Genomic DNA, 10,890 nt, shown 5'->3' with positions numbered 1-10,890 from the left:
CGCTACCAGCTTCGCCTGGCCGCTCGGGCCCGGGAGATGGTCGACCAGGGTACCGCCCTGGAGGCTGCCTGCCGGATCATCATCCTCGAAGACCAACTCGAGGAAGCTCTGCGGCAGAACCAGCAGCACGGGACAGGCAACGCGACTGACCGGACCACTGACGGGTGAGGTCGCCGGCTGGCGGTGAGCGGGCCGGCCCGCCAGTGCGAACCACCTCGTGGCCGCCCCTACTCCTGCTCGTTGGACCTCTTGCCATCCCGGCCGCCGGCCGGGTTGCGGTACGAGGCCGGGGCCCGAGGCGCCGCTCATCGCTATCGTGCAGCCGCCCGCGCGGTCCGAAGTGCCGAGTTCGGGCGGCGGGCAATCGACGTCGCTAGTCCCCGCAGCGTGCTCGGCATCGTGCGGGACCGCGGCCCGTTGCCGATCATGCTGCGCGTGGTGGGACGCGGGTGTGGCGGTAGTCGCGGAGAATCTTGAAGGTCTTCATGTGGGCCGGAGCGGGGGAGCAGGTTGGGGAGCAACAGGGGTGCACTGAACGGCCTGCAACTGCACCGAACGGCACTCAACGGCGCGTAGCTGCCCCACCCCTAGCTGCGGCTTCTCGTCTGTGCAGGTCAGAGTCGGTGCAGCGTCCTGCTTACGCTCGAAGGCGTCAGTGAAGGGAGCGCCCTCTGCTTTCGGAGATCGCTGCGCGGGTGCGGAGTGGGCGATCAGTCGTCCCCGTCGAACTCGGTTTCGTTGACGAGGCCGCCCAGGGGCCCAAGATCGCGGAGGGTGTAGCCGTAGGGCGGGCGGGCGCCCGCCCAGGTAGCGGCCCTCGAGGAGGGTCTGGCTTTCCGACCGCCGACCAACGCCGATCATGGGACGCCCTCGCGTCTGCTTGCTAACCCGCAACGCGATGTCGGCGACAAGCACCAACTCCGATAGTAACTACGATCAGTCGGCGAAGAGCCGGGTGATGGATCGGATGTGGTGGTCCATGGCGGCTCTGGCGACGGTGTCGTTGCGATCCCGGATTGCGGTTCGTATCAAGTCGTGGTCGTGATTTCGGGCATCGACGGCGCCAGCGATGGGTGCGGCGCCGGCGAAGCCGTACATCAGGAAGTCTGACAGTACCCACATGCGCTGGCTGAGGTCGGCTATGAGCGGCGAACGGGCCATCCGGTGGATGACCCGGTGGAAGCCGGCGTTGTGCTGGAAGTAGTCGCGACTGCGTTGGGCGACCTCGGGGGTGTGTTCCGCTTGATGTAGCAGCTCGAACGCGTGGTCGAGCTCTACGAGTTCCTCGGGAGTGTGTCGACGGGCCGCTGCTGCTGCGATGTCACCCTCGAACGAGCCGAACACGCCGAAGAAGTCGCGCGCCTCCTGCTGGGTGTACTGCCGGACAACACAGCCGCTCTGGGGCACGATCTCCACGAGTCCCATCGTGGCGAGTCGTCGCAGCGCCTCCATGACGGGTTGTTTGCTGACCCCGAACTCTTCCTTGATCGCATCGATCGGCACGCGGGAGCCGGGTGGGTACGTGCCCTCGACGAGCTGTTCTCGCAGGCGGTCGAACAGCAGACGTCCCAACGGGACGTCTGTTCTTCCCGATTCGGTGGCTATGCTCATCGCGGTTCCCAATCTCAGGTGCTGGCGCTGGGCACAAGCCAACCATGTCGACGAGTCTCGTCGGTCGTGCTCAGTCGAGGGTCACAGTGGTCAGGCCGAAGCCCGCAATCAGCTCACGGATCGGTCGGTAGTAGCTGTACTGAACGCTGTAAGCGCCACAGGATCCTAGTGCGGCATAGGCCGCGATCCAGGACCGCACCTCGTGTGAGGAGTTCCCGGCGATCCTGGCCATCTCCTCTGGCGTCCACGCATCCAGGCTGGTCAGGTCACCCGAGGCGAGGGTGGCCATGAGGGCGCGGTCCCAGTCGGGGGCGAGGTCCTGGATATCGGCGGTGCCTGCTGCGAAGGCCCTGGCGGTCTCGACGACGCGCTGCTCTCGTTCCTTCCGCCAGCTCGGAGTCGCGGGCAGATGGTGACCCAGCAGGACCCGGCGCTGCTCAGGCGTGGCAGTTGCCAGTCGAGCGACGGGCGGGTCGTGGGAGAGACCGCCAGAGGCGATGAGCAGGGTCCTCATCTCCAGTTGGGCAACATGGCGGCCGACTGCTTCGCCGAGAAGCCGGACTCGCTGGAGCGGGGTGAAGGGTGGTGCGACGGAGTTGAGGAAGATCGGCACCACGGGGCGGGCGGCGATGTCGCCGAAGAGGATCTCCATGGGCTGGACCGCGCCGTGGTCGAGCTCCATTTGAAGGGAGACCGCGAGGTCGATGCCTGCCGACATGACGGCCTCGGCGATCCCTCGTGCGATCTCCTCTGGCACGTTGAGGGGGCCCGGTTGGGTGCCGTAGTCGCCGACGCTGTTCGCCGCATAGCCGATGCAGAAGGGCGGCATCAGGTTGTAGAAGAAGCCGTTGTAGTGGTCCGGCCCGAAACTGATCACAAGCTCCGGGTCGAAGTCCTCCGCGAAGCGCCGGGCGGTCGTGAACGCCTGATCGAGCTCGGCTGCCACCCCAGCCTCAAGGTCGGCGTGTTCGAGCAGAGGGCTGTGAGAGGTGGCAATCAGTGCAACGGTCATCTCACACTGCTTCGTTTCCGAGCAGGAAGTCCAGGTGCACGCGGTTGAACACCGAGGTCTGCTCGTATTGTGGCCAGTGGCCGGCGTTGTCGATGACCTGCAGGCGGCCGTTGGGGATCAGCTCGGCGATGCGCCGGCCCTCGTCGACCGGGCCCGAGGGGTCCTTGGTCGTCCAGATCACCAGCGCCTCCGCCTTGATCGCACGCAGGTCGTCGTCGCTGAGCATGTTCCTCTTGCGTGTCTCGAGGTCCTGCAGAGCCATGTTCATCCGGCAGGCCCGCGGCCAGTCCGGCTGCTGAAAGATCATCTGGCGGGTCTTGATGAGGTCGGCGGTGACCATGGACGGGTCGGCCATCAGCCACTCCAGGCGCGCCTTGACCCGCTCCCAGGACGGGTCCTCCGCGGCCTGCATGGACAGCGTGTAGAGGCGCTCCATCACCTGCGGGTTGGCCATCGTGCCACCCATGGTGTTGAGCGCGATCCGCTCCACCTTGTCGGGATAAAGTTGGGCGAAACGGGCCGTTACCCAGCCGCCCAGCGATTCGCCGCTGAAGTACGCCTTGTCGTAGCCGAGCGTGTCCATGACGTGGTGGACCTGGTCGATGTAGTGGGGGATCTCCAGAGGGTGGTCGGGCTTGGCCGAGTAGCCGTGCCCGATGAAGTCGATGGCGTAGACGTTGAAGTGCTCGGCGTGCGCCTTCAGGTTCCGCACGTAGGCCTCGGCGTGACCGGTGACACCGTGCAGCATGAGCAGCAGTGGCTTGTCCTGCGACCCTGCCTTCAGGTAGCGGGTCCGGTAGGGCCCCGCCCGGATGAAGCCCTGGCTGAACTCCACCTGGGCGAGGTCTGACCACACACTGGTGAACTCACGCTCGGTCATGTCCGTCCTTCCCCTCGACGTCTCAACTAGCATGCTAGCTGGCCGATGTAATGTCCATACCGGGTGGCGCGCGATAGAGCTTTTGCAAGGTGGCAGTTGTGGTAGCGATCACCTCGTGCCACGATGTGGCATGCCAATCTCCGGCGGCCCCGTTCCCCGGGAGGCTGCCGAACGCTACCTGTGAGGAGTCCGAACATGGCAACGATGCGAGCCGCGCGGCTGCACGAAGTCGGCGGCAAGTTCCAGATCGACGAGATTGAGAAGCCGGTCCCGGGTGACCAGGACGTGATTGTCCGCGTCGAGGCGGCGGCCATCGTCCAGAACCTGCGCAACGTCATCAACACCTACCCGACAGTCAAGCCCTTCCTCCCCCTGCCGCAGCTGCCTGCTGTCTTCGGCATGGACAGCGCCGGCGTCATCACGGAGGTCGGTTCCCGGGTACGCAACCTCAAGCCCGGCGACCGGGTCTACATCAACCCGGGCCTGGATTCCGGGGACTCGTGGGCCGCCCGCAACGGCGAGCCGATGAACGACCCGGCCTACACCTTCATGGGCTACTTCGGCTTCGGACCGGATTCCGCCGAGATCCACAAGGACTATCCGTACGGCGGGCTTGCGGAGTACGTGAAGGCGCCAGTCAAGAACGTCATCGTCATCCCGGAGAACGTTCCGCTCGACCACGCCACGCGCTTCGGCTACCTGGGCACGGCCTACAGCGGCCTACGCAAGGGCGACGTCCGCGCCGGCAGTAGCGTCCTGATCCACGGTGCGACCGGGACTCTCGGCGTCAACGCCGTCCTCCTGGCGCGCGCTATGGGGGCAACCCAGATCTTCGCCGTGGCGCGCAACAAGGAGCGCTTGGAGCGGGTCCGTCAGATCGACCCGGCACGCATCAAGGTCCTCTCCTTCGGCGAGCAGGAGGTTGGTGAGTGGGTCCGGTCCCACACGGATGGACGCGGCGTCGACGTGTTCCTCGACGCCACCGGTGACACCGCGACGGCTGACGTGACGATGGCTGGAATCTGGGCGCTGCGCCGTGGAGGCCGGATGGTCAGCATCGGCGCCATGCCCGAGGACCTCCCCATCCCCATGTACCGGCTCATGACCATGCACATCAGCATCATCGGGTCCCTGTGGTTCACCACCGCCGAGGGCGAGGACATGGCCCGGATGGCGGCTGCGGGCACTCTCGACCTGAGCCACCTCGACGCCTACCACTTCCCGCTCGAGCAGGCCAACGAGGCCGTGCAGGCGGCGGCCAACCACCGCGACGGCGGATTCGCCAGCGTCATCGTCCAGCCCCACAAGTGAGGACCCACTGATGAACCAGCTCAACGCGTCCAAAACCGCGCTCCTCATCGTCCACCTCCAGCACGACATCGTCACGGAGGGGACCGCCTTCGGGACGATCTTCTCTGCCGAGTACACCGCCCGCGACGTCATCACGAAGGTCAACGCCGCGGCAGAGCACCTGCGCGACAGGGGCGGAGTCGTGGTTCCGCTGCGTATCGCGTTCGCACCCGATCACTCCGACCTGAACCCCACGCTTCCGCTGCTGCAGATGGTGGCGCAGGCAGGCTGTCTCAAGGACGGCACGGAGGGCGCAGCCCTCGTTCCCGACCTCACGGTCACCGACTCCGACGTGGTCATCACGCACAAGCGACCGGGCCCGTTCACCGACTCCGCACTGGCCGACCTCCTCACCGAGCGCGGAATCGAGAACGTCATCGTGTGCGGCGTCGCAACCAACGCATCTGTCGAAGGCGCCGTGCGACAGGCCGCCGACCTCGGCTACCACACCGTGGTCCTTTCGGACGCGTCATCCGCCGCGGACGCCGGCGCCCACGAAGCATCTCTGGGCTCGATGGGGCTGTTCGCCGCCGTCGCAACCGTTGACGAGTTCACCTCTCAGCTGTCTTGACCGCTCGGCGCGCCAGCGAATCGCCCGCGCGCGCCATCTTCGGGGTCTCCGGCCATGCCTGCCGCATTTCCGGAGACCCCGACGCTCCACAGCAGACACCGGACGCGTCCGCCCATCGCACGTCGTACCGATGACAGCGGTAGCCCGGCTGCGGGCCTGCCCGAGTCCTCGGCGGCGACCCGACACGAGGACACAGATGACCCAGATACCCACAAGCACCGATCGGGCCGCCGCCATCATTCAGGCGGCCGACCGGCTCGAATCCGCAGCGCGCAACGGCACGCCGTGCGAGCCGGTGCGTGACCTGCTCGGTGACAGCGACATGGAGCTGGCCTACGCGGTACAGCAGCGACTCACCAGAAACCGGCTCGCTGCAGGCGCGCGTATCGTCGGCCGCAAGATCGGCCTCACCTCTCCCGCCGTACAGCAGCAGCTGGGGGTGGACCGGCCCGACTTCGGGGTGCTGTTCGACGACATGGATGTCTCCCACCTGCCCGTAATCCCGAGTGGGCGACTGCTCCAGGCCAAGGCGGAAGCGGAGATCGCGTTCGTACTAGGAGCGGACCTCAACTCCGAGAACTTGTCGGTCGACGTCGTCCGTGCCGCGGTTGACTACGCCGTCGCCGCGCTGGAGATCGTCGACAGCCGGGTGGCGGACTGGGACATCCGCATCACCGATACCGTCGCCGACAACGCTTCCAGCGGGCTCTACGTGCTCGGCTCGCAGCGGGTGACGCTCACCGACTTCGAGCCGGTCGACGTCACGATGCGGATGTACGTCGACGACGACCTGGTGTCCGAGGGCTACGGCGCCGCGTGCCTCGGCGATCCGCTCAACGCGCTGCTCTGGTTGGCTCGTACCACCCGTGAGCTCGGCGAGCCGTTGCGTGCCGGCCAGGTCGTACTCTCCGGCGCGCTCGGCCCGATGGTTGCCACTCCCACCGGCGCCAGGGTCCGAGCCGAGATCTCCTCCCTCGGCACCGTGACCGCCACGTTCTCGGCGAAGGAAATGCGATGAGCAAGATCAAGGTGGCCGTGATCGGCTCCGGCAATATCGGCACGGACCTGATGGTCAAAGTGCTGCGACTCTCCGAAACCCTCCAGATGGGCGCGATGGTCGGCATCGACCCGGAATCCGACGGTCTGGCTCGAGCCCGACGGCTAGGCGTGCCCACCACCCACGAGGGCGTGGACGGGCTGATCGCGATGGACGGCTTCGACGACATCGAGATCGTCTTCGACGCCACTTCCGCCTCCGCGCACGTGGTCAATGCCAGGAAGCTTGCCCCCTACGGCAAGAAGATAGTCGATCTCACCCCCGCTGCGATCGGCCCGTACGTAGTGCCTCCGGTCAACCTCGATGAACACCTCGACAGCGACGTCGCCAACGTCAACATGGTCACCTGCGGTGGCCAGGCCACCATCCCGATCGTGCACGCCATCTCCAGCGTCACACCGGTCCCCTACGCCGAAATCGTCGCCTCGATCTCGTCCCGCTCCGCCGGGCCGGGCACACGCGCGAACATCGACGAGTTCACCGAGACCACCAGGGCAGCGATCGAGAGGGTCGGCGGCGCCCTGCGCGGCAAGGCCGTGATCATCCTGAACCCTGCCGAACCCCCGCTGATCATGCGCGACACCGTCTTCGCGCTCATCGGTGACGCCGACCACAACGCGATCCGCTCCTCAGTGGCGGACATGGTCAAGCAGGTCGCGGCGTACGTGCCTGGCTACCGCCTGAAGCAGGAGGTTCAGTTCACCTCCATCCCGGACGACGAGCCGGTGCACACGCTGCTACCCACGGGCGCCGGACCGGCGACGACCAAAGTAACGGTGTTCCTCGAAGTCGAGGGCGCAGCGCACTACCTGCCCGCCTACGCCGGCAACCTCGACATCATGACCTCCGCCGCGCTCCGTACCGCGGAGGCCATCGCCGCCCGCCTCACCACCAAGGTCGCCCGTGAGGTGACCCGTTGACGACCCCTGCCGACCGAGAGACCAACGCCATGACCGGCTCCGCCCCCGTGAATCTGTACATTCAGGACGTCACCCTGCGCGATGGAATGCACGCCGTGCGCCACCGGGTCTCGCCGGACGACGTCGCGAAAATCGTCGCCGCCCTCGATGCCGCAGGCGTCGACGCGATCGAGGTCGCCCACGGTGACGGCCTCGCCGGGGGGTCACTCAACTACGGCCCCGGGTCGAACAGCGACTGGGAGTGGATCGAGGCCGCGGCCGACAACATCAAAACCGCCACTCTCACTACCCTGCTGCTGCCCGGCATCGGCACGGTCGCAGAACTCGAGCAGGCCTACCGGCTCGGCGTCCGCTCGGTGCGGGTCGCGACCCACTGCACCGAGGCCGACGTGTCCGCCCAGCACATCGCCCACGCCCGCGACCTCGGCATGGACGTCTCAGGCTTCCTGATGATGAGCCACATGGCCCCGGCCGACGAGCTGGCGAAGCAGGCGAAGCTCATGGAGTCCTACGGAGCGCACTGCGTCTACGTCACCGACTCAGGCGGTCGCCTCACCATGAACGGTGTACGCGAGCGGATCCGCGCCTACCGGGACGTCCTCGACCCCCAGACCGAGATCGGCATCCACGCCCACGAGAACCTTTCGCTGTCGGTGGCCAACTCGGTCGTAGCAGTCGAGGAGGGCGTGACCCGCGTCGATGCCTCTCTGGCCGGTCATGGTGCCGGAGCTGGCAACTGCCCCATCGAGCCGTTCATCGCCGTGGCCAACCTGCACGGATGGACCCACCGCTGCGACCTTTTCGCGCTCCAGGACGCCGCCGACGACCTCGTCCGGCCGCTCCAGGACCGCCCGGTACGCGTGGACCGCGAGACCCTCACCCTCGGATACGCCGGCGTCTACTCCAGCTTCCTCCGGCACGCCGAGGCAGCCTCGAAGCACTACGGCATCGACGTACGCACCATCCTGCTCGAGGTCGGTAAGCGGCAACTCGTCGGCGGACAGGAGGACATGATCGTCGACATCGCGCTCGACCTGCTGGCCTCTCGCACGGCGAGCTGAGTCTCGCCCGGGGATGGTGTCCGCCGCTGTACGGTGCTAAAACGCCATGGTCCGCCATTCCCCCGCAGCGGATCGCAGTCGGGGACCTGCCAGCGGATGTGGTCGTCGGGCCAAAACGGGGCCGGCCGGTGGTGTCAGCGGCGGAGGCTGTCAGCAAGGCGCCCGTTGACGTGGGAAGTGCGGTTTGTGGCCGGTCGCGACCAGTAGCGGCCGACGGTGCGTTCGGACTTGCCGATCCGTACGGCGATGTCCGCCGGGTGCAGATGAGGGCCGCGGCGGCGCCAGTAGGCGACCGTGGTGGCGGTGCTCGTCGCCCTCGGACACCAGTATTTGTGGAGATTCGCGAGATCAACCGATCCTTGCGAATCGGCAGACGACGACACGAAGCATCCACGCGCATGGCGAACATCGGGGGGCGGTTCCGCCTGAGCTGATGCTCGTGCAGCCGTGCTGGTGGCGGCTATGAGTTGCCAACGTCGCCGTCGAGAAACTGTCCCTACCGGCAGCAACCCGACACCTGTGCGGCATCGGGCAACCCGCGCGGAACCGGGGCGAGGACGAGCAGCGGGATTCGGGGTCGCCGGACCGGCGCCGACCGGGCATGATCCTTTAGGCACCGAACCCGGCGGGCCCTCCGTCCTGTGCGGGAAGATGCGCGACACCCAGCTCATCTGGCCTGGCAGAGGCTTGGTCGCGCCGCTGAGGGGAACACTTTGCACTGCACGAAATGCGGAACCGAACTCGAAGGTCCCGGCCAAGGCCATACGTGCCGGTCCTCGACACCTCCACCCGCGCCCAGGACAGCGGGTTGGGACATCGCGACCTGGTTCGTAGCCGGTTTCGCCATTCTCTTCGCCCTAGCCGCGATCGTCGCAGCGATCCTCGGCAGCGCCGTGAGCGACCGTGCCCGCCCGCTGCCCCCGTCCGGAACCGGGGCGGCGATCGGTTACGTCCTGGCCAACCTGACTCTGATCGTCGCCGTCATCGGCCTGGGGATCAGCGGACTGATCTGGGGCCGCGGCACTCGTCAGATCGCCGAGGCGCACGGCTCCTCGGGCCGCTCGTACAGCCGCCACTGGGGCATACGCGTCTTCTCCTCCTGCGTCGTCTTGAGCGCCGCCACGGCCTGGTTGGCCGTCGACCGAACCGCCCCGGCCGTCCTGTTCGGCCAGGCAGCCCTGCGTACCGTCGGAGCCGCCGCGCTGATCGGCGGCGTGCTGCACAGCCGAAGGCGGGTTCTGCGGCTGATCGCCCACGTCGACCGCGTCGTCGCCGGACACTACTCAGCCGTCGCCGGGCAGGACCCGGCGTGGCCGTTGTCGCCCACTCCGACCAGCGACGACTGGAACGCCAGCCAATGGGACCCGGACGTGTTGCGCGACATCGAAGCCCGCCGTCACCGCGACAGAACCTGATCTCGAGGTGCGGCCGGTCGCCAGCGCGACGACGGTCGCGTACGGCGGACATCCGGATCTGCGGCATCGAGGCGTGCGACTGCGGGTTGATGTGCGCGATCGGATAGGTTGCCGGCGTGGATATCCAGGTGCTCGAGGGTGCGTTCGTTGAGGTGCCGACGGCCGATGCCAGCGGCATGGACCGGCGGGCATTCGGCGAGTTCGTGGGGCCGCGTGGGGAGTTGGCTTCGTACGCGTTCGGCTGGACCACCGGCTCGGACCCGCATGTCGCCCGACTGTCCGTTGGGATTGGTGTCGGCAATCCGGGTGGTGGCACCTTCCACGCCGTCGTCTTCGCGAACGACGGTGGTCATGCGTTCTCCCTGGTCGACGAGCCGTTCGAGCGGGTCCCGCAGGGCGGCCCGGACCTGACCGCGGAGCAGTCGCGTGCCCACGAGGACCTGCCGTTCGTTTGGTGGGTCACCGACCATGTCATGGAGCACGACCGGCGAGCCTGGTGGATGCGGCACTGGCTGCTTGGCACGGTCTGTGTCCAGACCCCTGAGGTGTTCGAACGTCATGAGCCTGTCTTGTTCGTCAGTCACGATGCGGACGACGGGGTCTGGCAGTTGGTCGGAGCCACCGACGCGAGCGGCAGCAACGGCAAAGTCGGGCACCTGCACCATGCCGTCGACGAGGACCCCAGCCTCATCGATGTTCTTGACCTGCCAGGTGGGCGCAGCGTGTCACGCGCGGGCGTCGGGAAACCCTGGACCGACAACGTCTGATCCAATCGCGGATTTCTCCTACCGCCCGTGTGTCGTTAGCCGAGACCCACGGCTCACAGGTATCCGGATCTGCCGCCGACATGGCGCAACAGCCGTCCGTCCACTCTCACTCAAGATCGCTCGCTACATCACCAGGCGATGATCGTGGCCGCAGACGTGTCCGCCAGTGCCATGGTCGGCGTGACTCACCAGGATTGCTGAACGAGTCAGCCGGCGGACCTACCCGAGCAGTGCCGCCGCCGCGGC

The 10,890-nt window shown here is 67.1% G+C and carries 10 protein-coding genes; 7 read left to right on the top strand and 3 right to left on the bottom strand.

What is annotated here, in order from left to right:
• Positions 1-936: 936 nt before the first annotated feature.
• The 3 genes from ABZU46_RS28560 to ABZU46_RS28550 all read right to left on the bottom strand — a co-directional run bounded on the left by ABZU46_RS28560 (position 937) and on the right by ABZU46_RS28550 (position 3,503).
• A complete protein-coding gene (locus ABZU46_RS28560) occupies positions 937-1,611 on the bottom strand; it encodes a GntR family transcriptional regulator (RefSeq protein WP_354862584.1) in 675 nt (224 codons plus the stop codon).
• Positions 1,612-1,681: 70 nt separating this feature from the next.
• On the bottom strand, positions 1,682-2,623 hold the full coding sequence (locus ABZU46_RS28555; protein WP_354862582.1) for a 3-carboxyethylcatechol 2,3-dioxygenase: 942 nt from the start codon (positions 2,621-2,623) through the stop codon (positions 1,682-1,684).
• Between the two features lies 1 nt (position 2,624).
• Positions 2,625-3,503 (bottom strand): alpha/beta hydrolase, encoded by an 879-nt coding sequence (locus ABZU46_RS28550; RefSeq protein WP_354862580.1) that lies wholly within the window; start codon positions 3,501-3,503, stop codon positions 2,625-2,627.
• A gap of 204 nt (positions 3,504-3,707) precedes the next feature.
• Here ABZU46_RS28550 and ABZU46_RS28545 point away from each other — a divergent pair, with 204 nt between their 5' ends.
• From ABZU46_RS28545 to ABZU46_RS28515, 7 genes are all read left to right on the top strand, one after another.
• Positions 3,708-4,814 carry a zinc-binding dehydrogenase gene (locus ABZU46_RS28545; protein WP_354862578.1) on the top strand — a complete coding sequence of 369 codons (1,107 nt, stop codon included), beginning with the start codon at positions 3,708-3,710 and terminating at the stop codon, positions 4,812-4,814.
• A 10-nt stretch (positions 4,815-4,824) separates the two neighbouring features.
• The gene (locus ABZU46_RS28540) at positions 4,825-5,424 is read left to right on the top strand and encodes a cysteine hydrolase (protein WP_354862576.1); all 600 of its coding nucleotides are present in this window, start codon (positions 4,825-4,827) and stop codon (positions 5,422-5,424) included.
• Positions 5,425-5,620: 196 nt separating this feature from the next.
• Positions 5,621-6,442, top strand: coding sequence for a fumarylacetoacetate hydrolase family protein (locus ABZU46_RS28535; protein WP_354862574.1), 822 nt, complete (start codon positions 5,621-5,623; stop codon positions 6,440-6,442).
• Entirely contained in the window at positions 6,439-7,401 is a 963-nt protein-coding gene (locus ABZU46_RS28530; protein ID WP_354862572.1) for an acetaldehyde dehydrogenase (acetylating), read from the top strand. The genes ABZU46_RS28535 and ABZU46_RS28530 overlap by 4 nt, the downstream gene beginning before the upstream one ends.
• A 47-nt stretch (positions 7,402-7,448) precedes the next feature.
• Positions 7,449-8,462 carry a 4-hydroxy-2-oxovalerate aldolase gene (dmpG, locus tag ABZU46_RS28525; RefSeq protein WP_354862571.1) on the top strand — a complete coding sequence of 338 codons (1,014 nt, stop codon included), beginning with the start codon at positions 7,449-7,451 and terminating at the stop codon, positions 8,460-8,462.
• 893 nt (positions 8,463-9,355) lie between these two features.
• Positions 9,356-9,877, top strand: coding sequence for a hypothetical protein (locus tag ABZU46_RS28520; RefSeq protein WP_354862569.1), 522 nt, complete (start codon positions 9,356-9,358; stop codon positions 9,875-9,877).
• Positions 9,878-9,993: 116 nt separating this feature from the next.
• Positions 9,994-10,644, top strand: coding sequence for a hypothetical protein (locus ABZU46_RS28515; RefSeq protein ID WP_354862567.1), 651 nt, complete (start codon positions 9,994-9,996; stop codon positions 10,642-10,644).
• Positions 10,645-10,890: the final 246 nt, after the last annotated feature.

Origin of the sequence: Micromonospora sp. NPDC005197 (assembly GCF_040608295.1) — a bacterium.
Taxonomy (GTDB): Bacteria; Actinomycetota; Actinomycetes; order Mycobacteriales; family Micromonosporaceae; genus Micromonospora.
The sequence above is the reverse complement of the archived record's forward strand: the minus strand, read 5'-3'. Positions and strand labels throughout refer to the sequence as shown.

Excerpts from the sequence above, each read along its gene's own strand:
- ABZU46_RS28560 (WP_354862584.1), bottom strand. The coding sequence starts at position 1,611 with ATGAGCATAGCCACCGAATCGGGAAGAACAGACGTCCCGTTGGGACGT.
- ABZU46_RS28555 (WP_354862582.1), bottom strand. The coding sequence starts at position 2,623 with ATGACCGTTGCACTGATTGCCACCTCTCACAGCCCTCTGCTCGAACAC.
- ABZU46_RS28550 (WP_354862580.1), bottom strand. The coding sequence starts at position 3,503 with ATGACCGAGCGTGAGTTCACCAGTGTGTGGTCAGACCTCGCCCAGGTG.
- ABZU46_RS28545 (WP_354862578.1), top strand. The coding sequence starts at position 3,708 with ATGCGAGCCGCGCGGCTGCACGAAGTCGGCGGCAAGTTCCAGATCGAC.
- ABZU46_RS28540 (WP_354862576.1), top strand. The coding sequence starts at position 4,825 with ATGAACCAGCTCAACGCGTCCAAAACCGCGCTCCTCATCGTCCACCTC.
- ABZU46_RS28535 (WP_354862574.1), top strand. The coding sequence starts at position 5,621 with ATGACCCAGATACCCACAAGCACCGATCGGGCCGCCGCCATCATTCAG.
- ABZU46_RS28530 (WP_354862572.1), top strand. The coding sequence starts at position 6,439 with ATGAGCAAGATCAAGGTGGCCGTGATCGGCTCCGGCAATATCGGCACG.